Annotated in this window: 17 protein-coding genes; 1 reads left to right on the forward strand and 16 read right to left on the reverse strand. The window is 69.0% G+C overall.

Annotated elements, in window-relative coordinates; translation table 11 throughout:
• Nucleotides 1-26: 26 nt before the first annotated feature.
• From GXY15_03140 to GXY15_03200, 13 genes are all read right to left on the reverse strand, one after another.
• A complete protein-coding gene (locus tag GXY15_03140; protein ID NLV40209.1) occupies nucleotides 27-2,849 on the reverse strand; it encodes a hypothetical protein in 2,823 nt (940 codons plus the stop codon).
• A gap of 138 nt (nucleotides 2,850-2,987) precedes the next feature.
• Entirely contained in the window at nucleotides 2,988-4,499 is a 1,512-nt protein-coding gene (locus GXY15_03145; GenBank protein NLV40210.1) for a hypothetical protein, read from the reverse strand.
• Between the two features lie 44 nt (nucleotides 4,500-4,543).
• Complete coding sequence (locus tag GXY15_03150) at nucleotides 4,544-4,732, reverse strand: hypothetical protein (GenBank protein ID NLV40211.1); 189 nt, start codon at nucleotides 4,730-4,732, stop codon at nucleotides 4,544-4,546.
• Nucleotides 4,733-4,774: 42 nt separating this feature from the next.
• Nucleotides 4,775-5,884, reverse strand: a complete 1,110-nt coding sequence (locus GXY15_03155; protein NLV40212.1) for a translation initiation inhibitor — start codon at nucleotides 5,882-5,884, stop codon at nucleotides 4,775-4,777.
• A gap of 130 nt (nucleotides 5,885-6,014) precedes the next feature.
• The gene (locus tag GXY15_03160; protein ID NLV40213.1) at nucleotides 6,015-7,877 is read right to left on the reverse strand and encodes a c-type cytochrome; all 1,863 of its coding nucleotides are present in this window, start codon (nucleotides 7,875-7,877) and stop codon (nucleotides 6,015-6,017) included.
• Between the two features lie 23 nt (nucleotides 7,878-7,900).
• Complete coding sequence (locus tag GXY15_03165; protein NLV40214.1) at nucleotides 7,901-10,489, reverse strand: hypothetical protein; 2,589 nt, start codon at nucleotides 10,487-10,489, stop codon at nucleotides 7,901-7,903.
• Between the two features lie 15 nt (nucleotides 10,490-10,504).
• Entirely contained in the window at nucleotides 10,505-13,681 is a 3,177-nt protein-coding gene (locus tag GXY15_03170) for an SUMF1/EgtB/PvdO family nonheme iron enzyme (GenBank protein ID NLV40215.1), read from the reverse strand.
• Nucleotides 13,682-13,840: 159 nt separating this feature from the next.
• Nucleotides 13,841-14,416, reverse strand: coding sequence for a hypothetical protein (locus tag GXY15_03175; protein NLV40216.1), 576 nt, complete (start codon nucleotides 14,414-14,416; stop codon nucleotides 13,841-13,843).
• A 144-nt stretch (nucleotides 14,417-14,560) separates the two neighbouring features.
• On the reverse strand, nucleotides 14,561-15,445 hold the full coding sequence (gene lsrF, locus GXY15_03180) for a 3-hydroxy-5-phosphonooxypentane-2,4-dione thiolase (GenBank protein ID NLV40217.1): 885 nt from the start codon (nucleotides 15,443-15,445) through the stop codon (nucleotides 14,561-14,563).
• Nucleotides 15,438-16,079 carry a dihydroxyacetone kinase subunit L gene (gene dhaL, locus GXY15_03185; GenBank protein ID NLV40218.1) on the reverse strand — a complete coding sequence of 214 codons (642 nt, stop codon included), beginning with the start codon at nucleotides 16,077-16,079 and terminating at the stop codon, nucleotides 15,438-15,440. Before dhaL ends, lsrF begins: the two co-directional genes overlap by 8 nt.
• A gap of 9 nt (nucleotides 16,080-16,088) precedes the next feature.
• Nucleotides 16,089-17,090, reverse strand: a complete 1,002-nt coding sequence (locus GXY15_03190) for a dihydroxyacetone kinase subunit DhaK (GenBank protein ID NLV40219.1) — start codon at nucleotides 17,088-17,090, stop codon at nucleotides 16,089-16,091.
• Between the two features lie 52 nt (nucleotides 17,091-17,142).
• Complete coding sequence (locus GXY15_03195) at nucleotides 17,143-17,466, reverse strand: hypothetical protein (protein NLV40220.1); 324 nt, start codon at nucleotides 17,464-17,466, stop codon at nucleotides 17,143-17,145.
• Between the two features lie 159 nt (nucleotides 17,467-17,625).
• Nucleotides 17,626-20,409, reverse strand: coding sequence for a class I SAM-dependent DNA methyltransferase (locus GXY15_03200; GenBank protein NLV40221.1), 2,784 nt, complete (start codon nucleotides 20,407-20,409; stop codon nucleotides 17,626-17,628).
• Between the two features lie 142 nt (nucleotides 20,410-20,551).
• Between GXY15_03200 and GXY15_03205 the strand changes: the two genes are divergently transcribed.
• Complete coding sequence (locus GXY15_03205; protein ID NLV40222.1) at nucleotides 20,552-22,141, forward strand: fucose isomerase; 1,590 nt, start codon at nucleotides 20,552-20,554, stop codon at nucleotides 22,139-22,141.
• A 67-nt stretch (nucleotides 22,142-22,208) separates the two neighbouring features.
• On the opposite strand, the gene GXY15_03210 is transcribed toward GXY15_03205, so the two are convergent.
• The 3 genes from GXY15_03210 to GXY15_03220 form a co-directional block, all read right to left on the reverse strand.
• Entirely contained in the window at nucleotides 22,209-24,686 is a 2,478-nt protein-coding gene (locus tag GXY15_03210; GenBank protein NLV40223.1) for a PAS domain-containing protein, read from the reverse strand.
• A gap of 156 nt (nucleotides 24,687-24,842) precedes the next feature.
• Nucleotides 24,843-25,337, reverse strand: coding sequence for a nitroreductase family protein (locus tag GXY15_03215; GenBank protein ID NLV40224.1), 495 nt, complete (start codon nucleotides 25,335-25,337; stop codon nucleotides 24,843-24,845).
• A gap of 30 nt (nucleotides 25,338-25,367) precedes the next feature.
• Nucleotides 25,368-25,715 (reverse strand): hypothetical protein, encoded by a 348-nt coding sequence (locus GXY15_03220; protein ID NLV40225.1) that lies wholly within the window; start codon nucleotides 25,713-25,715, stop codon nucleotides 25,368-25,370.
• Nucleotides 25,716-25,765 lie beyond the last annotated feature (50 nt).

Below are 25,765 nucleotides of genomic sequence, written 5' to 3' on the forward strand. Positions count from 1 at the left end.
CTCCTTTCGCGCCCGCGTGGGGGCGCCTAGTTTCTTGCCGCCAGCAGGCCGGCGCTCCCGGCCTTCAACTCCTCCAGCTGCCGCTCCTGCTCGTCCGAGAAGGAGCCGAGCCGCTGGCCGTAGGCGTCGAGCCAGATGACCAGACGCTCCCGCTCCTCTGCGGAGAGGGAGACATTGTAATGGCCTTTGGGGGCGTCCAGCAGCGCGAGAATCGGGCTGGTGGAGGCGGGGCCGGTGCCCTCGATGGAGTAGCCGCGCAGGTATCCCTCGCGCACGTTGTCCACGAGGCTCGGCTTGCCGTAGCCGCAGAGGGCCTCGTAGGACTTTTCCGGGGTGAGCCGGAAGCGCGCCGCGCGCTTGTCCTCCCCCTTGGGGCTGTGGCAGGACACGCAGTGTGTGTCGAGCACGGGCTGCACCAGCCGGTCGTAGCGGAAGGGCCAGGTGCCGTCGGGCCCCGGCGTGACGCGGGACGGTTCGCGGCGCGCGGCGGCGAAGGCCTGCGCGGGGGGCGCGGTCATGCGGTGCTCGTGGCAGCCGACGCAGCTCAGGGTCTGGCCGGGCTGCACGTGGACGGCGCCGCGCATGGTCTGCACGGCCACGCCCCGGTCGTCCAGCGCCTGGAAGAACATGGTCACCCCGGCGGGCACGCGGAAATGCGCGGAGCCGTCGGGCTCCACGGGCACGGTGCCGAGGACGCACTTGCCCGGGTCGTCGGCCATGATGCCCATGGGGGGAAAGTTCATGGTGGGGTGGGTCTTCGCGGGCACGGCGACGATGCGCAGGGCCTTGATGTCCCCCGGCTTAACGGTGGTCAGCCCCTCGCAGACGTTCGCCACGAGGAAGCTCCCCTCCTTCGGCGCGTCGGCGCGCACGGTGCCGGCCAGCGCGGGGGGCATGGGGCGCGCGGCCACGGGCAGGGGCCACTCGCAGGCAAACTTCGGATCGCGGTGGAGCAGCTCCAGCTGGCCGCTGTCCGCGTCGTAGAGGTAGAGGCCCATGTCGTTGTCGGGGCGCTGCTGCGGGTAGGTGGGGGTGGGCACCAGCCCCCACGCCACGAGGTACAGCCGCTCGGAGAGGGGCCACGGGCTGCCGTAGTAGGTGGCGGGCCAGCCCTCGATCTCGGGGAAGACCACCTCGGGCGTGAGGCGTTTGATGGGGTCGGTCCCCTCGGTGCCGACGGTCGGGTCGAGCAGCGCGAGGCTGCCCATGGTCTGCGCGTGGTGGGCGGACCCGGTGAAAACGATTTTGTTGGACCCCGGCACGCACTGGGGCTCGAAGGTGCAGTGGGGCGAATGGGTGTAGTTCTTGTACACGATGCGGGTGTTTGTGCCGTCGGGGTGGATGGACCACAGGCTCATGAAGGGCATGTTCCACCGGTCCACATAGTCCCAGCGGGAGTAGAGGATGGAGCCGTCGTGCGCCACGCTGGGCGTCCACTCGAACATCTCAAAGGGGGAGATGGCGTTGAGCCCCGTGCCGTCGGTTTCCATGGTGTGCAGGGTGTACACCGCCACGGGCCGCTCCGGGCCGCCGCCGCAGCGCACATAGCAGTCCGGCAGGGCCGGCTCCTCCAGCGTGCGGGCCGCCGTGTCGGCGCCGGCCTGCACAAACTGGCCGCGGCGCGTGGAGAGAAAGATGATCCGGCCGTCGGGCAGGTAGCGCGCGTCGAAGTCGTCGTATTTTCCGCGCGTAAGCTGCCGCAGCCCCGTGCCGTCGAGGTTCATCTCGTAGACATGGTAGAAGGCGTCCTCGGGAACGTTTGCCTTGTTCAGCTTGTCCGGATGGTCCGACAGGCCGGGATAATGCTTGCACCACGCGAAGAGCACCTTGGTCCCGTCGAAGGAGAGGGAGGGGCGCATGAAGCTGCCGGGCTCGGTGAAGGCGTCCGACAGGCACACGAGCTCGGGCGCGCCGTCGCGGAACCCGCGCATGCGGTAAAGCCCGCCGCCGGGCCGGGAGAACCACCCGTAGTGCTGGTCGGACATGTGGTTGAAGGAGCCGGGCACGCGCTTGGCGAAGAGGATCTCGTCGAAGTTCAGCAGGGGGTCCATGAGCAGCAGGCCCCGCTGGATCCACCGCACCTCGTTGAACAGCGCGGCGTCGGGGGCGGCCCCGGCGAGCTTTTCGATCTTCCGCTCCGCGCGCGACAGCATTTTGGAGAGGCGCCCCGCGTCCAGCCCCTCCCCCGCACGCATCAGGATGAGTTCATGGCAGCGCCGGACGGCGCGGTCCAGATGCTCTGTGAAGTCCGGGGCGGGGGGCTCCGTCTGCGTGTGGTCCACGGACCACTGCGACACGCCGCTCTGCGTCGCCGGGCGGCGGAGGGCGATGTTCGCCGACGGGTCCGCCTGGGCAAACACCTCGACCTCGTCGAGATGGAGGAAGGTCTCGCCGCGCAGGGCCACGCGCACAAAGCGCGCGGGAGCGCCGCCCAGGGACGCGGCCAGCGGCTTGCCGTCCGTGAACCCGTAGAACACGGTTCCGGTGTGTGTGTAGACGTCCGACCAGGTCTGGCCGTCGCTGGAGGTTTGGATGATGACGCTGTTGCAGCGGTCGGGCGCGTCGCACCGGTTCCAGAGCAGCACGCGGTCCAGGGGCGTCTCCGCGCCCAAGTCCACCTGCCACCACGGGTCGGCCTCGCCGCCCGTGTGGAAGCCCCACTTGCCGTCCTTCACGCCGTCGCAGCCGCCCAGGGCGTCCGTCTCGCGGGTGGCCGGAATCTTCGGCCCCTCAAACCGGTTGGCAAGCTGGACCTGCCAGTCGGCCTCGACCTGCGCGCGGAACCCGTCCGCCGCCGCGCCCAGGGCCGCAGCCTGCATCACGCACAGCGCCAGCATCCATCGCGTCATAACCGCCGGTCTCCGGTTGGCCGTCCTGCCGCCCCGTCCGGGTCTATCCTCTCATAATGGGTCGTCCCAGTCAACGCAGGGAGAATGTCCCCGCAGAGAAACGGAGGACACCGCGAAAAACAGGGGCAGGATTCGGGGCTACTCCCCTTCCCCGTCCGTTTCCCCCTCCTCATCGGGAGGCCCGGGGGCGTCCCCGCACGCAAGGGGCGGCGGAGGAAACTCAGGTCTCCGGGGACGGCGGGCGCTGAGAACCGCCCAGCCGAGGGCGCCGATGACGAGGAGGGCCACGGCGACCTGGCCGAGGGGGCCGCCCCAGGAGCGGCGGGCACGCAGGAGGGCCGTTTTTTCGGCGGCAAGATTGTCCTCTGTTTGGGCGAAGGTCCAGGGGCCGAGGGTGACGGTTCCGCCGGGCTCCAGGACATGCTCCGTGCCCCCGCGCGCAAGGGTGTAGCGCATGCGGGGGGGCTGCGGCAGGCGGCGGTAGCGCCAGGAGACGCCCTCGTCGCGCAGAAGAAGCCCCTCGCGCAGGCGCAGGAGCGCGCCGGTATGTGTCCGCACGAGGGCCGCCTGCACGGGGCTGCCTGAGGTGCCGACGGGCACGGCGGCGGGGGCGGCGCCGTCGAGCCGCAGGGCCGCGCCGCCGCCCAAGTCGAGCACGTCGCCCTCCTTCATGCGCGCGGAGGGCAGGCGGTCAGCACCGCGCCAGGCGGCCACCCGGGCCGCCCCCTCGCGCCAGGGCCGGACCAGCACGCGCACGGGAAGCGCGCCGGGATACTCGAAGAGCACGGGGTCATCGGCCCCGGCGGTGTTGGCGGGAATCTCCAACACCCGCTTCTCCTCCCCCTTTCGGACCCCGACACGCAGCACGGAAGTCTGGGCACCGTCTTCGGGCCGTTGAAGCAGCACATACTCCGCGCCGTCGGAGACGGTGCAGGCAGTTCCGGGCTCGAAGGACTGGAACCAGTGGACGCGGCGGACGTCGCGCACGCCCCAGCGCGCGGCGTCGAGCCCCGGCGGCGCTTCGGGAAGCACGGCTTCGGCGGCGGCCTCGTCCCTTGCCCACTGAAGATGAAACGCCGCCTCCGGCGTCAGAAAGGTCCACCGGCCCTCCTCCAGGAAAACGCCCTGGGTCCAGGGGGCGTCCGGCGCGGGGCGCCAGGAGAGCGCGGCCAGCGGCCTGCCGCCGGGTTCGGGGATGATCCCCGCCCAGGGGCCCACTTCGACCACGGTGCCCTCCCCTCCGGGCACGGGCACGGACTGTCCCGACTTCGCGGGAACTTCGACGGGCTCCGTCCCGGCCGCGCGCGCCTCGATCACCTCCAGGTCCGGGAGGCGCTCCATCACCTCGGCGCGCCGAAGCTCCAGCGCGAAACCCAGCCCCTCGGCGTCGAAGCGGCCGGAGGAGGGAAAGAGACGGCGGGCGGCGGCGGGGTTGTCGAAGGGAAGGAGGTCGGGCGACAGGCCGCGGTGGGGGGACGGGGTGAACCCCGCGCCCTCCCCGGCGGGGCGCACGGCGAGGCTTTCGCGGCCGCCGACGGCGACAGCCACCAGCCCGTCAAACGCGAGATGCCGGTTGGCAAGCCACGCCGCCCCGGAGAAGAGCGCTCCGAGGTAGAACAGGGCGGCGAACATTCTGGCCCATCGAAACATGCGCGGCATCCACGGAACCGGCGGACGGACGGGACACGGGCCTTTCAGCCCGCGGCGGGGGGAACGGGCGTCATCCCGGCGAACAGCCGCCGGAAGAGTCCCGTCACGCGGGCCTCCTGGTTCGGCCCGAACCAGCCCATCTGTCCCAGTTCGTAATTCTGGCTGTAAGGATACTGTCCGCCGGTGTTCCAATGGAAGCGGTCCGGCGGCGGGCCGGGAGGAAAGGGGCGCATGGACCCGACGGTCCCGCCCATGCAGAGCAGGGGCGCGCCGGGTCAGACGGCCGGGACCGCGTCCACCTCCATCTCAAAGAGCAGCTCGTCGCGGCAAATGTCGGTGTTGGCGGAAATGAGGGGCAGCGGGGCGATGCCGCGCGCCGCGAGGACGCGGTCCAGGGCGGGGGCGTCCTCCAGGCGCTTGAAATAGCCGATGCCGCGGCAGACGTCCTTCCAGTCCATCCCGCGGGAGGCGAGGATGGCGTGGACCACGTCGAGGGTGAGCCCCACCTGCCGGTCCATGTCCCCGATGAAGACGCTGTTGCCCGCGGGGTCTATGCTTGCCGTGCCGGAGACGGTAAGGAGGCGCCCGCCCCCCGCGGCAATCTCGACAGCCCGGCTGAAGGAGCTGCCGTAGTTCGGCGCGGGGCACTGGAGGGGCGACGGCACCAGGGCCACCTTCGCCCCGCGGACGGCAAGCACCCCGGCGGTGAGCGCGGCGCCGGCGGCGTTGGCCCCGCCGATGCCCGTGCTCGCGGGAACCAGCCGGTCAAAGACGCCATGGTCCCAGAAGAAGGCGGTGCGGACCTCGTTGAACTCGCGGTACCACTCCAGCATGGCATGGTTGTAGAACCAGGTGCGGGCGACATCCTCGAAGCCCAGCCCGGCGGCCTCCAGCCCGCGCTCCATGAGGGTGAACACGGCGCGGGTCTGGTCGCGGCGGGACAGGGAAAGGTCGCGGGGGACCAGCCCTCCCAGACGGCACCAGCGTACGCCGCCCCGGGTGAACACAGTGCCGACCACGGCGCCGTCCACCGTCACGGGGGCGGGGCGGACGCCGCTCACGGCCCAAACCTGCATTCCGCGCAGGGGCACTGCGGCGGAGCAGCCCTCGGTCACCCAGGTGACGGGCCAGGCGATGGTCCCGAAAGCCTTCTTGATGTCCGCCAGCGCCACGCCGGGCACGCCGAAAATCTCCATGGAGACCACATGGGCACCGAGTTTCCCGAGGCAGGCAGCCACCTCGCGGCCCAGCGCGGCGGGTGTCGTGCCCGGGGCCGGGTTTGCGGTCACGAACCACTCGCCTTCCACCGCGCCGCGGCGCACGGTCAGCGATTTTCCATCCTGCTCCGACGCGGTTTCGGACGCCGGTTTACTGCTATCCTTCATCACTGCTCCCGCCGGTCTTTCCGGCTTCCTGTTTCGGGCGCCGCCGCCGTCCGCAGCGCGCCCCCGGGGGCCGCGCTCCGGCGGCCCGGCAAGCCCGCCCTCCGGTGAAACACCGGACGGGCCGTCAAGTTCACAGGGATCCCACGTAGGCCGCCAGGTCCTTCAGCTCCTCCTCCGACAGGCCCGCCGTGTCCCCGTGCCGGTTGTCCTTGTTGTGGACCGTGAACACCTCCATGAGGGTGGCGGCGCGGCCGTCGTGCATGTAGGGGGCCGTGCGCCAGACCTCCACCAGGGTGGGCGTGTCCACGGGCTTGCCCGCGTCCAGCCCCAGCGTGGTGCCCAGGTCATGGATTTTGAGGTCCGAATAGAGCGGGGCCGGGTGGCAGGCGGCGCAGTGGGCGCGCTCGAACACGGCCTTGCCGCGCTCGGCGGCGGCGCCGAGTTTGCCGTTCTCCAGCAGGGGGCTGGGCACGGGCTTCAACGCCTTCAGGTAGGTGTCAATGGCCACGGAGTCCTCCTCGGGGCGCACGGCGAACTGGATGTGGCGGATGCCCGCGCGCACGGCGGTCTCGGCGGTGTCGCGCACGCCCAGGCCCATGGCCGGGGGCGTCTGGTGGGAAAGCAGCATGCTCTTCGTGTTCTTGGGGTTGCCGATGCCGTCGTTGAGCAGATCCCAGTTCAGCCCGTCCGCGCGCGCGCCCGGGTGGCAGCTGACGCAGCTCTGCCAGTGCTGGAAGCACAGGGCGGCGTCGTGGAAGTTGCGCTCGCCGGTGCGCTCGGGGGTGAGGGGGGCGCTGCCCAGCTCGATGCGGCCGGCGGTCCGGGCCGGGTTGGCGGAGGCCAGCTCCACCACGGCCAGGTCGTCGGTGAAATACTGGGCGGCCCACACCTTCGCGCCGTCGGTCCACAGGCCGCGCGGGCCGTTGCCCGCCAGCTTGATCCGTCGGCGCAGGGTGACGAGGAAGGACAGGTCGTTGGGCACGTCCTCCGGCTTCGCGGAGACCTCGGTGACCCGCTCGCCCGCGGCCACCTTGGCGAGGCGCTCGTGGAGTTTGGCGCGGTCAATCACGCTGATCTCGTGGGTGCCCGCATGGGCCACGAGAATCGAGGCGCCGTCGGGCGTGCAGACGACGCCCCGCGGGTTCGCCGCGCCCATGTCCACGTCGTCCAGCAGGACCGTGTTCACCAGCGCGCCCGCCGCGGTGTCAATGACCGTGAGGGCGTTGGTGTTCATCCAGCCGCGCTCAAGCTGGGTGGTCGGCATCTGGTAGCGCGCGAGGATGTGGGTGACATAGGCAAAGGCGCCGTCGGGGGAGATGCAGACGCCCCGGAGGCCGTTGCTGCCGTTGGGCAGGGCCAGCGTCGCGGTGACGGCGCGGGTGGCGGTGTCAATCACGGACACCGCGGACCCGGCGTAGTCGCCGTTGGACGGCCCGGCGGGCATGAGATTGGCCACGATCAGGCGCGCGCCGTCGGGCGTGACGGCGGCGGCAACGGGATCGCGCGTCACGGGAATCCTCGCGGCGACGGACTTGGCCGCCAGGTCCACAACGGCCACATCGTTGTTGAACCGGCAGCAGACGTAGAGCAGGGCGCCGTCGGGGCTGACCACCGGCGCGACGGGGGTGTGGCCCACGGCGATCTCGGCCTGCACCTTGCCGGAGGCGGCGTCCACGGCGCGCACGACGCCCGCGGGGACCGCGCCGGTCACGTACAGGGTCTTGCCGTCGGGCGACAGGGCGACGCCGCCGGGCGCGTCGGGCAGGTCAATCCGGCGGACGACCGTTCCCTTCTCCGCGTCCACCACGGCCACGGCGTTGGCCGTCGCCTCGGTGACGTAGAGGGTCTTGGCGGCCGCGGCCGCCGCGATGAACTCGGGCGAGCGGAAGCCGCCGTCGGCGGCCGCCGCGGCACCGCACAGCGAGAGGACCCCGATGCCCAAACACGCCGCCGAAACGGCCCAAGTTCCCCGAAAACGCCGCGTCTTGATCATGACCAATCCTTCCCTTGCCGGATTCAGTTCCGGTCGTAGACCTTTGTCTCCCTGTATACAGACTCGCGGTTGCGGATTTCCACCGCGCGCCGCCGTTCATACCGTTGTTCCCGCTCCTGGTCGAGCGGGCAGGCGACGAACCCGTCCATGTCCGCCCGGGGCCGCGCGCGGAGCTGGTCGCGGCCCGCCTTGATGATCTCCACCGCCTCCTTGTACGCCGCGCGGTCCTTCTTTTTCAAGCCCTGCACGCAGGGGCTGAGCCGGGGCCGCTCGAAGGCGATCTGGGGGCCGCGGTCCCGGGAAAAGTTCATCAGTTCCCGGAAGCGCACCCCGGTGAGTTTCGAGAGCCGGTCCACCTGCGCATCGTCCAGAGGACTGCGCCCCGCCAGGTTCTGCGGATAGGCTGAGGCGTATTCGGGATAGTAGGGCGCGTTGATGTCCACCCAGGTCACGATGCGGTCGAACTCCTCCGGGCTGAGCTCCACGCCCTCGTGCCCGTCGAGCAGCACGCGGACGAGTTTGCTGTCGTGGGAGCCCCAGGAGAGGGCGGGCTGCGTCTGCACCGGGCCGGCGCCCACGGCGGCGACGTATTTCTTCCGCCACAGCTCGTTGTAGGAGGCGTTGAACACCAGGTCGCGGTCCCCCGCCAGGGTGAGGACACTCCCGGCGTCCTTCCCGAAGTCGTGGCAGCGCACACAGTGGCGGTCGAAGACCGGCTGCACCTCGCGGGTGTAGCTGAAGGTGCGCGCGGGGCCGTGCCACCCGGTCAGGGTGTCCGGCGGGCGGTGCAGGGCGCGCGGCTGGGCGGACAGCAGGGACGGCGCCGAACCGAGCCGGTGCTCGTGGCAGCCCACGCAGCCCTGGGTCTCCCCGGGCTGGATGACCGTGCCGCTGCGCATGGACTGCACCATCATCCCCCGCCCGTCAAGCAGCTGAAAGTAAATGAAGGTGTCGGACGGCGCGGAGAAGTAGGCGGAGCCGTCCTCCTCCACGGGCACGGTGCCGAGGATGGTCTTGTTGTTGAAGTCGTGCCAGGCCATGGCGGGCGCGGCCTGCCCCTGCCCCTCCCACGGGGGGGCGGTCCAGTGGCGCTTTTCCGGGGAGGCCACCACGCGCAGCCACTTGACCGTCCCGCGCGCCACGCCCTCCATGTGGGTCCCCTCGTACACGTCGGCGACGTAGAACTGGCCGCAGCCCGCGCCGTAGGGGGCCGGCTGCGCGTCCGGCGGATCGCAGCAGCCGGCGGCCTCGTAATCCCTGCGGACCGGCGTTGCGGGCGGACGGAAGCGCGGCGCGAGCGGCATGGGGTCGAAACAGCCCCGGGCCGACTCGTCGGTCCCCTCGGCGTGCAGGAGGATCTCGTTGCCGAAGACGTCCACAAGGTAGATGCCCATGACCTCGCCGACGCCGGTCATGCGGGAGCAGAGGAAATACTTGTCGCTGAGCGGGTACGGATCCTCGTATTTCGGCGAGACGGGGATGAAGCTGTCAAAGTTGAATCGCGCCTCGTCGCCGTCGCCGACCCTTTCGATGGCGTCGGCGGGCCAGGTCCGCAGGACGGAGGGGCTGCGCACGCCGCCGGGCGCGCCGTCAAGGCCGAGCCGCCGGTCAATGAGCGCCAGCGCGCCCCAGGGCCGGTCGTGGCAGGAGCCGAACACGCAGAGCGTCTGGGCGGTGCCGGGCACGGGGCGGGCGTCAAGGACCGCGCCGGGGGACGGCGTGTTGTTCCCCCAGTAGACGGCGTGGTTGGTGCCGTCGGGAAAAACGGTCCAAAGGCCCTGGGCGTCGCCGAAGTTGCGGTCCACATACTCCCAGCGGTAGTAGAGGATGCGGCCGTCGGGCAGGAGCGCGCCGTGGCCCTCGAAGAGGGTGCTCTTGCCGATCTGGACGATGTTCGCGCCGTCGGCGTCCATGCGGTGGAGGTTGCACATGATGTGCCGGTTGCACATGCAGTATTTCGGCTCGCGGGTGGAGGAGAAGGCGATGCCGCCGTCGGGCAGGTAGAGGGGGTCTATGTCGGAGACCGCCGGGGCGAAGGTGAGCTGGGTGAGCCCCGACCCGTCGGCGTTCATTTCATGGATGTGGTAGTCATCGCCGATGTCCCGGCGCAGGGAGAACACGATCCGCGCCCCGTCGAAACTGACTTCGGGGTCGCGGACGATGCCCCCGGGCAGGTCCAGCAGGGTGCGCACTTCGCCGGTGGCGGGGTCGAGCAGGCGCAGCGCGCCGCCGCCCTCGAAATTCGCCGTGTTGATCTCCCCGGTCTGAAACATCGTCGCGGTGTTGTGGTGGTCGGGCTTGTACTGGCGCCGGGACACATAGAGGACCGGCTGTCCCGACACGAGGGGGTTGGCGGTGAGCGCCTCGCGGCGGAGGGCCTCCAGCCCCGCCGCGTCGTCCGACGCCAGCGCGTCCAGCGCCGCCAAAAAGGCGCCGCCGCGCGGATAGGCATCCCCGAAGGTCTCCGCGAGGTCCCCGACCGCGGCGCGCAGGGCCGCGCGCTCCGAAACCTGGTCCGCCGCGCCGGAGGCGCACGCGCACAGGAGGCCGAGGCAGCAGAGGGCCGTCGCGCCCCCCGCCCTCCCCCTTCCTGCTGCGTGTCTTCGGATCATTTCCCCGCGGGTGTCCTAGTGGTTGGCGGCCAATTTCGCGTCCTTCGGGGCGCGCACGAGCACACGGAAGCCCACATCGTACACGGGCTGCCAGGACTCGTAGCCCAGGCGGCTGCCCGCCTGGGCGCGCTTGGGCCTGTCAAACCACGACCCGCCGCGCGCCACGCGCCGCCCTTCGGCGGCGGGGTCGTTGCGGCCGTCGTCCGCGGCGTAGGGATAGGGCTGGTAGAGGGACAGGGTCCACTCGGCCACGTTGCCGTGCATGTCGTGGAGTCCCCAGGGGTTCGGCTGGTAGAGCCGGACGGGGGACACGATCCGCTGGCCGTCGTTGAAGCGCGGGTCCTTCGGCAGGAAGTCCTCGAAGGGGCTGGGCTTGGGGATGGGCTGGGGGTTGACACCCGAGACGGCCAGCAGGCGGATGGACTCGTCCGCGAGGTTGGCGAAGGGCGCGAAATCCGTGTCGAGATTCCCGTACCAGAAGGGCTGGCTTGACCCGGCGCGGCAGGCCCATTCCCATTCGGCCTCGGTCGGCAGGGTGCATTCGAGGCCCGTCTGCTCGGACAGCCACGCGCAGAACGCCATGGCGCGCGTCCAGGAAACGCGGATGACGGGGTTTTCCGGCGCCTGCGCCGGATAGCCGGGCGTCGTGTGGTCCTTGCTCTGCTGGTCAATGAACCCGCTGTTGTGGGCGGGGTCAAACCGGGCGTACTGGGCGTTGGTGACTTCCGTCACGCCCATGTAGAAGGAAGCGTCCACGGCGGCTTCGGCCTGCGGGGTTTCATCGGGGAACCCCTCGGGCGCGCCCATGACGAAACGGCCGGCGGGCACCAGGGCGAGTTCCAGGGAAACCCCGTCCCCGAGGTCCACGGTGCGGCGGGCTTCCGCGCCGGCTTCGGCCTGGCGGGCGGCGGCGGCCTTTGCGTTGAAGGGCCAGCCCTCGGCCTTGACGGGCTTCTGTTCGGCCTGATTCTCCTGCGGCGGGGCCTGGTACACCCGGGAGCCCGGGTCCAGTTCGGGGATCACCTCGGGGTCCTCGGGGCGGCCCGCATATTTCGTCCGCATCTCCAGCCGGCGCTGGTGGAAGTTCTCGGGGATGGCGGTGTGCTCGGACCAGGTGCCGTGGTCGGGCACGTTGAGGTCTATCCAGGTGCACAGGCGGTCCATGTCCTCCGGGGGAACCTTCACCCCGTAATGGCCCTTTTCGAGCATCTGGATGAGCTGGCTGGTGTTGGCGCCGAAGTCCATCGGCGGCAGCAAATGATAGTCGCTCTCGGGGCCGGGGCGGCGCACATAGGGATGCAGGGCGATGTAGGACTTCGTGAAGTTGTTCCAGCCGTTCTTGTCCTGCGGGGACAGGTTCGGCACGTCGGGGTTCTTCTCAGCGGCCGCGTCGTCGTGGCAGCCGACGCAGTGGCGGTCGAGCACGGGCTGCACATCGCGCTTGAAGCTGAACCCGCGGGCGGGGCCGTTCCACGGGGTGATGTCCACAGGCGCCTGCTGCACCGCCAGGGTGGGCGCGGCGGGCGGGGTCTCGTTCTGCTTCTCGTGGCAGCCGATGCAGGAGACGGCCTCGCCGGGCATGCCGACGAACCAGCTGCGCATGAGCTGCACGGCGCGCCCCTGCGCGTCCAGGGGCTGGAGCGCGACGGGAATGTTGGCGGGGATCTTGAAGTAGGCGGAGCCGTCCTCGAGCACGGGCACGGTGCCCAGGATGCGGTGGACGTCCCACGGCCCCTCGATGCCGATGTTGATGTGGCCGCCCATCTTCGGGTAGCCGTAGTAGATTTCAAACACGCGCAGGCTCTTGACCACGCCGCGCGGCACGCCGCGCAGGCCCTCGCCCCGGTAGATGTCGGCGATGTAGACGGTGGCCTTGTCGGTGTCAGGCTTCACGCGGTCGGGCACGACGGGGGGGCGCTGCGTCTTGCGGAGGGGGACCGGCTCCAGCAGGGCCTGGCCGGGCAGCTCCTTGATGAGCACGAGGTTGTCAAAGACGTCGGTGAGATAGAGGCCCCAGGGGGACTCGGGGGAGGGCTTGCAGGAGACCAGGAAGTATTTGCCGCTGAGGGGGTAGGGATGCAGGAACTTGGGCCACGAGTTGTCCACCAGCTGGTCCACGATGGCGGGCTCCACGGGCTTCCCGAAACCGGGGATGCGCTGGATGACGCCGCCGCCCTCCTTGCGCCCCTGGGCCGGGTCGAACAGCACCAGCTCGCCCATGCGGGCGACGCCGTGGTGCCCGGTCACAATGGCCACGACCTCTGTCGGGTGCCCGGGGATCGGACGGGCGTAGAAGAGGGAGTTGGGCCAGTAGGAGTTGCTGCCGTAGTACTCCGCCTGGTTGGTGCCGTCGGGGTTCATGCTGAAGAGGATGCGGCTGAAGTAGTGCGGGGTGTCGGAGTACTCCCAGCGGGAGTAGAGCACGCGCCCGTTGGCAAGCGGGGTGGGGCACCAGTTGTGGTCCTGGTCAAAGCTGAGCTGGCGCATGTTGCCGCCGTCGGCGTCCATGCGGAAGAGGTTGGCCACCGTGTCGCTGCCGCCGACGCAGGGCACCCCGTGGAACACGCCGGTGGACCCGAAGATGATCCGGTCGTCGGGCAGGTAGCAGGGGTCGTAGTTGTCCACATCGGGGTATTCGCCGGAGGTGACCTGGCGCAGCCCGGAACCGTCGGCGTTCATCTCCCATATCTGCCAGCGGTTGTGGCTGCCGATCATGGAGAAGAGCATCTTTTCGCCGTCGAAGTGGAGGTCCACATCGCCCACCATGATGTCCTTTTCGGGCTTGTGGAGGGTCGTCAGGGCGCCGTCCGGGCGCACGGGCGACAGCACGGCGATCTCGTTGTCATAGCCGGCGCGCGGCAGGGAGCAGTTGCCCTGCCAGTTCTGGGGCAGGCCCATGCTGCCCTCGGCGCGGCGCACGAGGAGGAGGCGGTCGAAGTCCAGCAGCGGGTTGGCCAGCAGGGCCTCGCGCTGCAGGGCCGTCAGCTCGTCCGCGGCGGCCTTCAGGTCGTCGCCCTGCGCGGCGGTGATGCGCTTGTCCAGCGCGTCCAGCCGCTGGAGGAACTCCGGGGCCCCGGCGTACTGCCCGGGGAAGGCGGCGGCGAGATCCTCCACGGCGCGGCGCAGGGCGGCGGCGCGGTTCTGGGGCGCCGCCCACCAGGCGTCCTCCGCGGACGCGGGTGCGGGGGACACGGCCGCGCATCCGGCAACCAGGGCCAAACACACCAGGACAGGCAAAGAATACCGCGCGCTCATCTCATTGCTCCGGTTATGCCCCGGACACCCGCCCCCGGCCGGCGCCGGGAACGGGTGCCCGAAAAAAACTTGCCATGCCCCGAAAGGGGCGGGAAGTCACAGTTTCACGTTGGGCAGGGTGAAACGCAGGCCGTCGCCGTCGTGGAAGGTGGCGTACTCGGTCACGATGGCGCCCTCGGGGGCCTGCATCCAGTGCCACTGCTCGGCGCCGGCGAGTTCAGCGGTCTCGCCGGGCATCAGCTTCTGCTCGGTGCGGGCGACGGCGGCCTTGCGGTGGGACGGCGGGATCCGCTCGTCCACCCCCGGCGTGGGCGTGCCCTCGCCGTAGGTGTAAATCCAGCCGTGCCGGGGCTGCCAGCCCTCCATCTTCGCGCCGCCCTTCGCCGTCTTCACATGCTTGTGTTCGGGGATCATCTGCCCGGGCAGGAGATAGATGTCATGCCCGAAGTAGCTGTCCTTCTCGTTGTTCAGCCAGAAGATGCCGCCCATGCCTGTCTCGGCGAAGTTGCCGAGGCCGAAATCGGTCACCCAGAATTCGGCCGTGCGCAGCCGGTCGTAGACGGGGTAGCCGTAGGCCTCGAACATCTCGTAGTAGGCCTGCTTGGCCTTTTCCTGGTCGAAGGTGCCGTCGGCCTTGTAGAAATGCTCGTTGGGATACTTCTTGATCTTCACAGCCTTTTTCTCCTCCGCGCCCGCGGAACCGAGGACGGTGACGACGGCCAGCGTGACCGCCGCGGCCAGCAGGCCCGCCAGCGCGATGTTCTTGGTGCCCTTCATGACGCGTCTCCTTGGTTGTTGCTGCCGCCTTTCGGCGGGTTACTTGCCTTTCAGGTCGTTGTAGAGTTCAAAGGCCCGCTCCGGGGCCGCCAGCTCGTGGACCACGGCGCCCACGGCCTGCGCCATGGCAACCGGGTCGTCGGCCGCGAAGATGTTGCGGCCCATGTCCACGCCCATGGCGCCCTGGTCTATGGCCTTGTGGGCCATCTTGAGGGCGTCCAGCTCGGGCAGCTTTTTGCCGCCCGCGATGACCACCGGCACGGGGCACCCGGCGACCACCTCCTCGAAGCCCGGCTCGCAGTAGTAGGTCTTCACGAAGTGGACGCCCAGCTCGGCGATGACGCGGCAGGCCAGGCCGAGGTAGCGCGCGTCGCGGACCATCTCCTTGCCCACGGCGGTGACGCCGAGGGTGGGCAGCCCGTAGCGGCTGCCCTCGTTGATGAGGTAGGACAGGTTGGCCAGGGTCTCGCGCTCAAACTCCGCGCCGATGCAGGCCTGGGCGGTGATGGCCGACGCGTTCAGCGCCAGCGCCTCCTGCACCGTCACGCCGATGACCTCGTTGCTCAGCTCGCGCAGGACCGTGGCGCCGGTGCTGCACCGCATGACGACGGGCTTGCGCACCTCCGGGGGAATGCACGTGCGCAGCCCGCCCCGCGTGCACATGAGGCAGTCCACATGGGGGATGAGGGGCGGCACGACCAGGTCGAGGCGCTCCAGCCCCGTCGTCGGCCCCATGATGTACCCGTGGTCGAAGGCCAGCATCACCGTGCGGCCGGACTTCGGGTTGAAGATCTGGGAGAGGCGGTTCTTCGCGCCCCAGAGAAGGTGGGCGGACCCCTTCAGGAAGAAGCCCGGCGTCTCCATGGGGACACCGATCCCGTAGTCCTTGCGCTCCGCGCCGGCCGATTTTTCCGCATCAGGCATGTTGTTCCGCTCCTTTTAGAAATCCCTTAAAAATGAGGGACACCGAGGTGGCCCCCGGGTCCTGGGTTCCTATGCTCTGCTCTTTGATGTTGCGGGCGCGCCCGAAGCGCGCCTGCAGGGCCGAGGTCGCCTCCGCGCCCGCGCGGGCGGCCTCCGCGGCGAGGCGCAGCATCTCGGCCGCCTCCGCGCCGCCCTCCGCCGCCGCGCACAGCGCCTCGACGGCGGGCACCAGCGCGTCAATCATCGTCTTGTCGCCGGGCTGCGCCTTGGTCTGGGCGCGCACGGAGGCGAGGCCGGACCGGAACGCCGCGGCCAGCAGCGCCGGGTCGAGCCCCTCCTCCTCGCCGAGGGCGTCGGACATGCCCATGAACAGCATGCCGAACAGCGGCCCCGTGGACCCGCCGTCCGCGCCGAGGACCGCCCAGCCGACGTCGTACAGCAGGGCCTTCAGCCCGCCGCCCGCCGCGCCGACGGCCTTTTCCACCGCGCCCATGGCGCGCACCATGGTGGTGCCGTGGTCGCCGTCGCCGCCGACGGAGTCCAGACGGCCCAGCAGCTCGTGGTTCTCCCGGATTTCGGACACCGCCCCGCGGAGCATGTCCGCCATGATTTCAACCGTGATGTGCCCCGCCACGGCCGCCTCCTACCGCGCCGTCCACACGGGGGAGTCGCAGGGGGCGTCCCAGAGGGCCTTCAGCTCGTCGTCGAGACGGCCGACGCACATCTGGAACCCGCCCATCTCCTGCACCGTGAGGAACTCGCCGACCAGCGACCGGGCCAGGGTCATGCCCTTGGCCTCCAGCACCTGGTTGACACGCCGGAGCACGAGGTACAGCTCCATGAGCGTGGTCGCCCCGGTGCCGTTGAGCATCACAAACAGCTCGTCGCCGGACTGGGCCTGGATGTCGGCCAGCAGCGCCTCCAGCATGATCTCCGCCGTGGCGTCGGCCGTCTTGAGGGGCTGGGTGCCGCCGCCGGCCTCGCCGTGCTGGCCCATGCCCACGACCATCATGCCGTCGGGGATCTCCGCGATGACCTCGCCCGTGCTGGGGTGGGTCGCGCCGGAAAGGGCGACGGCCAGGGTGGCCATGTTGGCCTCCATGCGCTCGGCGAGGGCGGCGCACTCCTCCAGGGGGCGGCCCTGCTCGGCGGCCGCGCCGGCGATCTTGATCACAAGCAGGCAGCCCGCCAACCCGCGGCGGTCGTCCGGGTTCTCGCGGGAACCGCCGGAAATGTCCTCGTGCGTGAGGACCTGACGGACCGTGATGCCCTCGCGTTTGGCCATGTCCAGGGCGAGTTTGGCGGACATGACGTCGCCCGCGTGGTTGAGCACGACCAGCAGAATGCCCGCGTCGCGCTTCGCGGCGCGCAGGGCCTCCACCACCCGGGGCGGCCCGGGGGCGGCGAAAACCTCGCCGGGCACGCTGATGTCGAGCATGCCCTCGCCCACATAGCCGCTGAGGGCGGGCTCGTGGCCGCTGCCGCCCAGGGTCACCACCGCCACCTTGTCCAGGGGCTTCGGCGTCCGGCGGACCACCAGATTGTTTCCGGAAAGGGCGACTTTGCCGGCATTTGCGAGGGCAAAGCCCTCCAGCAGCTCCTGCACCAGGTTTTCCGGGTTATTGACAAGTTTTTTCATGGCCATTGGTTCTACCTCTTTCCCTGTTAGACCGGTCCAACGCCGGGTTGGTGTCCCCTTACTTCCGCTTTTCCATCACCTCGATCACCGCCTCACCGTCCTTGATGAACGCGCAGCGCAGCTCGTCGGTCGCGTCGAAGGGCGGCAGGATGACCTCGCAGCCCTTGAGCGCCTCGTCCAGCGAGTCCACCAGGAACGCCGCGTGGCAGCCGTTCACGATCTCCGGGGGCATGGGCGTGTCCGCCTCAAACCGGAGATACTCCACATGGAAGGGGTGCGTGTCGGGGTCGCTCACATGGACCTTTGCCCCCTCGAGGTAGTTCTCGTGGTCATGCTTCGAGGAAGTGGGCACGCCGAAGTGGTGGAATTGCGCTGCTGCCATGTCACAGTCTCCTTGTGTCTTGTGGAAAAAAACGCCAAAAAGGAATCTTCCGCCCCGCCGGGGGGCAGACTGCATTATAGAGACCGGCCCCGCCGAAATCTAGCCGCCGCCCCGTGGTGATGACGGGATATGCGGCTCCCAGGCCGGATGAGGGGGGCGTCACTCCCCCTGTTTGGCGCGCCTGGGGGACGGCTTGGAAAGGGGCGCGGTGTGGGCCTCGTAGAGGGCAAACAGGTAGGCCATGCGGTCCACGTCGTTGGAGAACGGCTGGGACCGGTAGCACCGGTCCACCGCGCGGTCCAGTTTGGTGTGGGCCTTGAGGAGGGCGCCCGGCATGGCGTGGGGGTCGTACAGGTCGGCAAGCGAGGCGTTCGGATACTGCTTCCGGACTTGCAGCACGTCCGCCGCCGCCGCCTCCACGGCAGCCTTCTGCTTCGGGGAAATGTCCTTCGGCCAGGGGAAATTATTGTAGACCAGTTTCGCGGAGTAGCGGTAACGAGACTCAAGCCTCCCCGCCACATGACGCATCCAGGACATGTGCATAAAGGACGTGAGCACGCCGAAGTCGAAGAGTGTCGCCTTGGGAACGACGTTCAGCAGGTTGCTGGCCAGGTAGCGGGGCGTGAGAAACCCCATGGGGATGTAGCGGCGCCGTTCGGAAGAAACGCCCGGAATGACCAGAAACTTGCCCTTTGGCATGTTCTCCACATGGAACCTTGTCGGCGTCTGAGCCAGCAGATTGGTCGGCTTGCTCTTGCTTGCAAGCCGGAAGGCGCGGACAGCCTGCACGCGCTCCATGGCCAGGGGCATGCGCCGGAGCTGTTCTGGCGGGCAGTCCCCCAGCCACAGGCACCAGCGCGTGTATCCGTTAATGAATTCATCGGCGCCCGTCCACGGACGGAAGAACGGCTTTGCGGCGGGCTCCAGCCGCAGGAACTCGGCCTTCTCCTCCGGGGTGAACAGGTAGTTTCCGTCGTCTATGGGTTTGTTGCCGATGCCGATCTCCGGCACATCGCACAGGGGTTTGGACCGGTTGACAATCACGGCGTTCGGCCCCTCGACGAGGTAGGGGCTGATGTTTCGGGCCTTGGTGGCGGTGACCGCATCGCCATGGTAGGAATAGAGCGTGCGTCCGTTGGCGTCGCCATGGCCGAACCCGATGATCACGACATGGACATGGGCCTTGCCGCGCGCCTCACTTTCCCAGGGGAAGGTGCGGTGCGCGAAGCGGATGCGGACGCCCCGGCGCAGCAGTTCCCCCCAGAGCACCCCCACCTGCTCCCCCTGTGAGATGGAGTTGGTGGACACGAAGGCGGCCCGGATGGGGGTTTCGCGGAGGTAGTCCGCCGCCTTGAAATACCACCCGGTCACATAGTCGAGCAGCCCGTAGTTGGGAAGGTCCCTCGCCACGAGGGCCATGTCCTGGCGCTGTTCCGGGGTCTGAAACTTGGCCCCGACAAAAGGGGGATTTCCCAGCACATAGGAGCACTCGCCCGGGGGAAGCACCTCCGACCAGTCGCAGCGCAGCGCGTTGGTGATGGCGATGTGCGCGCTCCGGCGCAGCGGCAGGCGCACCACATACTCCCCGAAGACCTCCGAAAGCTCCAGGTTCATCTGGTGGTCCATGAGCCACATGGCCACCTCGGCAATCCGGGCGGGCCATTCCATCAGCTCAATGCCGAAGAACTGGTCCACGTCCACAGACGCCATCTGGCGGATGTCCATCTCCTGCTGTCCGCCGCAGAGCGCCTTCAGTGCGCGCAGCTCAAGGCGGCGGAGCTCGCGGTAGGCGATGACCAGGAAGTTTCCGCAGCCGCAGGCCGGATCGAGCAGCCGCAGGCCGCGCAGTTTGGCCAGAAAGGCCCGCAGCCGGGGCTTGTTGTCCTTGATGCGCTCGAACTCGGCGGCGAGGTCGTCCAGGAAAAGGGAGCGCACAATCTTCAGGATGTCGCGCTCGCTGGTGTAGTGGCCGCCCACCTGCCGGCGGTCCGCCGGCTCCATCACGGACTGAAAGAGGGACCCGAAAACGGCGGGGGAGATTTTGGACCAGTCGAACCGCGTGGAGGCGAGCAGCGCGTCGCGCATGGCGCGGTTGAAGTCGGCAAACCGCAGGTGCTCCGCGAAGAGGGCGCCGTTCACATGCGGAAAGCCCGCCAGCGTGTCGTCCAGGTTCGCCTGCCTCCCCTCGACGGGCGTGTCCAGCACCTCGAACAGCCTTGCCAGGTGCGGCCCGAGATCGGACCCGTCGGGCTTGGTCCGGTTCTCCAGATACAGGCGAAAGGTTTCGCGCTCGAAAAGCCCCGTGTCCTCCGCGAACAGGCAGAAAAGCACCCGCACCAGGAAGCGCTCCAGATCATGCCCGCGGTAGCCGCCGTCATAAAGCGTGTCGTGCAGCCGCCCGAGGATTTCCACCGCCTTCAGGTTGATGGGGTCCTGGTCTTCGAATTTGTGCTGCTTGTATCCGGGGATGAACGCGAACAGGTGGATGTTCCTGTGGAAATCGGCGAGGGCGAACTCCTCCCGGGTAAAGCGGATGGAGTCGAACAGCGGGAGGTCCAGCTGCTCGTCCGGTTCCAGATCGTACAGAACAACACGGCCAAAGTCGGAGAGAATGACATAACGGGGGGACTCCTCCGCCCGCCCCTCCCGGGCCAGATCCTGAATGTACCGGAACGCCTGGGATTCGGCCTTGTCGAGGGAATGCCCCCGGCTCTTGTGCTCGGCGAGGGCCATCTTCGGCCAGAAAAGGTCTATGAACCCGTAGGTGCCCTTGATGCCCCGGACGGGCTCCTCGAAACTGGCGACGGTCCGGCGGCGGATGCCGAAAACCCCAAAGAACTCATCCCAGAAGGTCTTGGCCTCGGCCTCTTCCCTGCGCTCCTCGCACCACTCGCGCGAGAAATGGATGGCGTTCTGCCGAATCTCGTTCCAACTTATGGGCATGGCAACGTCCCCCGGGGCTCGCCGGATATAGTAGCACAGGGCCCGGAAGGTTTGACCTTTCCCGGGCCGGGGCATACAATGGGGGGAATCTGTGAAACCGCGCCGCACCGGCGCACAACCGAAAACTCAGGAGTGGCTTGTCATGGCGAAGAATACGGTGTATCTGGTGTCGAACGGGGACGCGCGCCCGCCGGCGTGCGTGGCGGGATGGCCGCTGCAGAAGCAGACGCTGGACCAGGTGGCCAAGGCGCTGAAGAAGCTGGGGTATTCCCCGGTGCTGCTGCCGAAGCATGACGCGAAGCGGAAGCACGGCTTTGTGACAAGCCAGCGCGAGGGCGCGGCGACTTTCCGGGAGATGGAGCCGGACGCGCCGGTGATCGTGGTGCTGAACATCTGGGCCTTCGCCCACCATGTGGCGGGGCCGCTGCAGACGCACCGGGGGCCGATCCTGCTGCTGGCGAACTTCGACGGCACGTGGCCGGGGCTGGTGGCGCTCCTTAACCATTCGGCGTCGCTGGACCGGCTGAACGTGCGGCATTCGCGGCTGTGGACGGAGTCCTTCGCCGCGGACCCGTTCTTCATGGACAAGCTGAAGGAGTGGTGCGAGAAGGGGAAGGTGACGCACAGCGCCGCGCACCTGACAGACGCCGCGAAGGTGAAGATTTCGGCGGCGGCGGAGGCCTTCGGGAAGGACCTGGCGGACACGATCCTGCGGGAGCGGCGGATCATGGGGCAGTTTGACCCCGGCTGCATGGGAATGCTGAACGCGGTGATGGACCCGGCGAAGCTGGGCGCGGCGGGCATGCCGGTCGAGTACCTGAACCAGAGCGACCTGATGGCGGAGATGGCGCTGGTCAGCGACGGGGAGGCCCAGAAGTGCCTGGACTTCCTGCTGCGGAAGGGTACGCATTTCCACTGGGGCCCGAACAAGTTCACGGAGCTGACGTACGACCAGGTGCTCTCGCAGATGAAGATGTATGTGGCGGCGTGCCGCTTTGTGGAGCGCTACGGCCTGAGCAGCGTGGGCATCCCCTACCAGCTCGGGCTGGCGCGCTGCGTGCCCGCTTCCGACCTGGTCGAGGGCATGCTGAACAACGCGGACCGTCCGGCGGTGAAGGGGCCGGAGTCCGGAAAGCCGGTCCACGCGGGGAAGCCGATCCCCCACTTCAACGAGGGCGACATCGGCGCGGGCGTGCCGCAGCTGCTGATGCACGAGATCTACGAGCGGAAGGGAATGCCCTCCGAGACCACGCTGCACGACGTGCGGTGGGGCGGGGAGCATGCGGGCAAGTTTGTCTGGGTGTTCCTGATTTCCGGCGGCGCGCCGCCCGCGCACTTCGGCGGGTGGAAGAAGACGCATGTGTACCGGCAGTCGGCGCTGTACTTCCCGATGGGCGGCGGCACCTGCTCCGGCGTGTCGAAGCCGGGCGTGATCACGTGGGCGCGCTGCTGGGAGGCCTACGGCGAGCTGGGCATGGACTGCGGCACGGGCGAGGTGGTGGACCTGCCGGAGGCGGAGCTGCGGGACCGTCTGGACAAGACCACGCCGACGTGGCCCATCGCCAACGTGCACATCCCCGGCTACGGCCGCGACGAGCTCATGGCGACGCACATGTCCAACCACATCGTGATCGGCTACGGCGACATCCTGCAGGAGCTGGTGGCCGTGTGCAGGAACCTCGGGTTCAAGGTGCGGATCGGCGGCGACGCGGGCAAGGCCCTGAAGAAGTAGGCGCATTCCGAAACAGCCGGCCCGGCGCGGGGACGCACCCCGCGCCGGGCCTTTTCCCTGTTTCAGGTCACAGGAACCGCGTTTCGGGATCCCCGGGGATGGGGCCGGTGTGGTCCAGCACGGCGCGCACCGCCCGCAGCAGGCGGGCGCGGAGGTAGGGCTTCCGGAGGATGATGCCCTTGACCTCCGGCAGAGCGGTGTCCCGCAGTTCGTCCCGGCTGTAGCCGCTGGTGAAAAGGAAGGGCACCCCGGGGCGGATGGCGACGATCTCCTCATGAAGCCGCCCGCCGGACAGGCCCGGCATGATGACATCGGAGACCACCAGGGCAATCTCGTCGGCATGGGCCTCAAACAGGCGGCGGGCCTCCTCCCCGTCGGCGGCGGGGATCACCCGGTAGCCCGACGCGGTGAGGAACTCATACCCCAGTTTTCGTATGTCCGGGTCGTCCTCGGCAAACAGCAGCGTCTCGACCCCGCCCGGGTCCTCGGGGAACGGGTCTTCCACCGGACCCCTGGCCTCCTCGGCGACGTGCCCCCCCGCCGGAAGAAAAACGGAGAAGACGGTGCCCGCGCCGGGCGCGCTTTCAACGGTGACGACACCGTTGTGCTGCTTGACCACGCCGTAGACCGTGGCCAGGCCCATGCCGGTGCCCTTGCCCACCTCCTTGGTGGAGAAGAAGGGCTCGAACACATGCTCGATCGTTTCCCGGGACATGCCGCACCCGGTGTCGCGCACGCGGAGAAACACGTGTTCCCCCGGGGCCGCCCAGGGGAAGTCGACGGGAATCTGGTCGAGCCGCAGCAGTCCCGTCTCCAGGGTGATCACGCCGCCCTCGGGCATGGCGTCCCTGGCGTTGATGCAGAGGTTCATGATCAGCTGCTCCATCTGCACGGCGCTGCCCACAAACCGCGTGTCGGAGCCGTCGGGCTTGAAGAGGATGCCGACATGCTCGCCGATGTAGCGCCGGAGCATCTTGAGCAGCTCCTGGACGCAGGTGTTGAGGTCGAGGTTTTCCCGTGTCAAGTCCTGGTGTCTGCTGAAAATGAGCAGCTGCCGCACCAGGCGCGCCGCCCGCATGACGGCGTCCGACGCGTTGCGGAGCTGCTCCGAGACGGGAATGTTGCCCGCCACCCTGGCAAGGGTGAGCTCAATGTGCCCGCTGACCACCTGGAGCAGGTTGTTGAAGTCGTGGGCCACCCCTCCGGCGAGCTGGCCCAGGGCCTCCATCTTCTGGGCCTGGCGGATCTGCAGCTCCACCTTGCGGTCCTCGGTCACGTCGCGCTCGAGGATAACGTAGTTGATGAGCGTCCCCTCCTCATCGCGGACGGGGGAGATGGTGGCCAGCACCTCGTAGACGGAGCCGTCCTTGCGGAGATTGGTCAGATGGCCCTGCCACACCTCGCCGCGCATCACCTGGCCCACCAGGGCGCGGTACTGCTCCGGCGGATGGTCCGTGCTCAGGGTCGCGTCCAGGTCGCGGCCGTAGACGTCGGCGGAGGAGAACCCGGAAACCTTCTCAAAGGCCTGGTTCGCATACTCAATGACCCCGTCGGGGTTGGTGATGAGCACCAGCTCCTCGGACTGGTTGAGCGCCGCAACAAGGCGGGCGCGCTCCGCTTCGAGCTTCCGGTCCTCCGTGATGTCGCGGCAGAAGCCCAGGGTGCCGATGATGTCCCCGTCGGCGTCGTAAAGGGGCGCCTTGTTGGTCCGGACGTTGCGGGCGGTCCCGTCCGGATAGCGCACCTCCTCCACGATGTTGAACACGGGGGCGTTCTTGCGCATGACATCAAGGTCATCCGCCAGATACCGCTCAGCCAGCCCGCCCAGGTGGGGGAAGTCCGTGTCGCGCCTGCCGAAAAGGTCCTCTGGCGACGCCGCGCCGAGAATCTCGGCGAGCTGCATGTTGGCCCCCATGTAGCGCGAGTCGCGGTCCTTCCACCAGACGGCCTCGGGAATGCTCTCGATCACGAGGTGGAGCATGGCCTCGGAGTCGCGCAGGGCGGCGGCGGCGCGCTCCCGCTCGTGCTGCTCCCGCACCAGTATCTGGTTCTGGCGCTCGAGCTTCCAGCCGGCGAGGGCGATGGTCCGCACGGCGCGAAACAGGGCGATGATGATCAGCGCGCCCCCGGCGGCGAAGAGGACCGACTTGACCGATATGCTGCGGGGGTCGTCCATGCCGACGAGGGGCACCGTGTTGAACACGCGCATCTCGCGGACCATGTCCAGCGCCTTGGAGAAGATTATCAGGCCCGACGCGGCCGCGGCGTCCCAGGAGACGGCGCGGAAGGCCCTCAGGTACATCAGCGTGCCCGCGCACATGACACCGGTGGCCGTCAGGCTTGTAAGCTCGTCGATGGTGTTGTAGGGGCGCTTGAGGTAGAGGGTGGCGACATAGGAGGCGACCAGCTCAAGCAGCAGTCCGCCCACAAACACAAGCACCGGCAGGCGCTCGAAACGCCCGAGGGGAAACATGGCGGCGCGGACCCCCGCGCCGTCTCCGGAGCCCGCCGGAAGCTGACCAGCCTTTGTGTCGCCCCACGACATCAGACTTCTCCTCCTGCCCCGGACCGCCATGCCCGGGAAGAGTACACAGTGTCCCGGTGGTATCGGGCCGGGAACCGCGCGCACCCCGCTGCATTCTACACCATCGGCGAAAAAAAAGGAAGCGTTCAATGCGGCCGCCGGGCGCGCCGCAGGGGCTCAGAACGTGTCCCAGTGGAGAACTTCGGCCAGGGGGCGCTTTGCGGGGGAGGGAATGTCGAGGGGGTGTCCCACGGCGACCAGGCTGACCAGCCGGACATCTTCGGGAGCGCCCAGAAGCGCCGCCACGGCGGGGGCGTAGTCCTTGCGCGCGCCGGCGACCCAGCAGGTGCCGAGACCCAGCGCGCGGGCCGCGACCAGGATGTTCTGGGTGGCGGCGCAGCCGTCCTCCAGCGGGTAGTCGCCGTCGCGGCAGAACACGGCGATGCAGGCGGAGGCGTCGGCGATGAACCTGCCGTGGGTGGCCAGGGCGGCGATTTCGGCGCGGCGGGCGGCTTCCGTCACCACGACAAACTCCCACGGCTGGGTGTTGCGCGCGGAGGCGGCCAGACGGCCGCAGTCCACGATCTGCCCGAGGGTTTCCCGGGAAATGTCCCGCGCGGGGTCATAGCGCCGGACAGAGCGGCGGGTTCGGAGGGCCTCCAAGGCATCCATGGACGTGTTCTCCCTGCCCCCGGACAAGCGCTAGGGGGCCTGTTGGGCCGGGGCGGCGGGGGCCCCGGAGACGGGGTCGGGGCCGGCCCCTTCCCCCTCCATGCGGTAGACCCTTTCGTCGTCCCCGGCAAACTTGCGCATCTGGCGCACGACGGCGGCCCGCTCAACGGGGTCCGATTCAAGACGCCGGACCCGCTCGGTGGCCTCGTTCAGCCGCTGCTGCAGGTCCTGGACCTCCCTGCGGAGGTCCTCCACGGACTGCCGGTTCTGCTCGAGGGTCTCCATGCGCCCGTCAAAGTCGCGGTGGCGCTGATAGAGGTAGGCCAAGCCCGCGGCCACGGCGCAGACAAGCAGGAGTTTGAGCAGTCCCTTGAGCATTGAAAGGAAGGCCGGGGCGGGGGGGATGCCCCCGCCCCGGCGCGCTCCGG

This window comes from Candidatus Hydrogenedentota bacterium, from assembly GCA_012730045.1.
GTDB lineage: Bacteria > Hydrogenedentota > Hydrogenedentia > Hydrogenedentales > CAITNO01 > JAAYBR01.

Excerpts from the sequence above, each read along its gene's own strand:
- GXY15_03140 (NLV40209.1), bottom strand. The coding sequence starts at position 2,849 with ATGACGCGATGGATGCTGGCGCTGTGCGTGATGCAGGCTGCGGCCCTG.
- GXY15_03145 (NLV40210.1), bottom strand. The coding sequence starts at position 4,499 with ATGTTTCGATGGGCCAGAATGTTCGCCGCCCTGTTCTACCTCGGAGCG.
- GXY15_03150 (NLV40211.1), bottom strand. The coding sequence starts at position 4,732 with ATGCGCCCCTTTCCTCCCGGCCCGCCGCCGGACCGCTTCCATTGGAAC.
- GXY15_03155 (NLV40212.1), bottom strand. The coding sequence starts at position 5,884 with ATGAAGGATAGCAGTAAACCGGCGTCCGAAACCGCGTCGGAGCAGGAT.
- GXY15_03160 (NLV40213.1), bottom strand. The coding sequence starts at position 7,877 with ATGATCAAGACGCGGCGTTTTCGGGGAACTTGGGCCGTTTCGGCGGCG.
- GXY15_03165 (NLV40214.1), bottom strand. The coding sequence starts at position 10,489 with ATGATCCGAAGACACGCAGCAGGAAGGGGGAGGGCGGGGGGCGCGACG.
- lsrF (NLV40217.1), bottom strand. The coding sequence starts at position 15,445 with ATGCCTGATGCGGAAAAATCGGCCGGCGCGGAGCGCAAGGACTACGGG.
- GXY15_03190 (NLV40219.1), bottom strand. The coding sequence starts at position 17,090 with ATGGCCATGAAAAAACTTGTCAATAACCCGGAAAACCTGGTGCAGGAG.
- GXY15_03195 (NLV40220.1), bottom strand. The coding sequence starts at position 17,466 with ATGGCAGCAGCGCAATTCCACCACTTCGGCGTGCCCACTTCCTCGAAG.
- GXY15_03200 (NLV40221.1), bottom strand. The coding sequence starts at position 20,409 with ATGCCCATAAGTTGGAACGAGATTCGGCAGAACGCCATCCATTTCTCG.
- GXY15_03205 (NLV40222.1), top strand. The coding sequence starts at position 20,552 with ATGGCGAAGAATACGGTGTATCTGGTGTCGAACGGGGACGCGCGCCCG.
- GXY15_03210 (NLV40223.1), bottom strand. The coding sequence starts at position 24,686 with ATGTCGTGGGGCGACACAAAGGCTGGTCAGCTTCCGGCGGGCTCCGGA.
- GXY15_03215 (NLV40224.1), bottom strand. The coding sequence starts at position 25,337 with ATGGATGCCTTGGAGGCCCTCCGAACCCGCCGCTCTGTCCGGCGCTAT.
- GXY15_03220 (NLV40225.1), bottom strand. The coding sequence starts at position 25,715 with ATGCTCAAGGGACTGCTCAAACTCCTGCTTGTCTGCGCCGTGGCCGCG.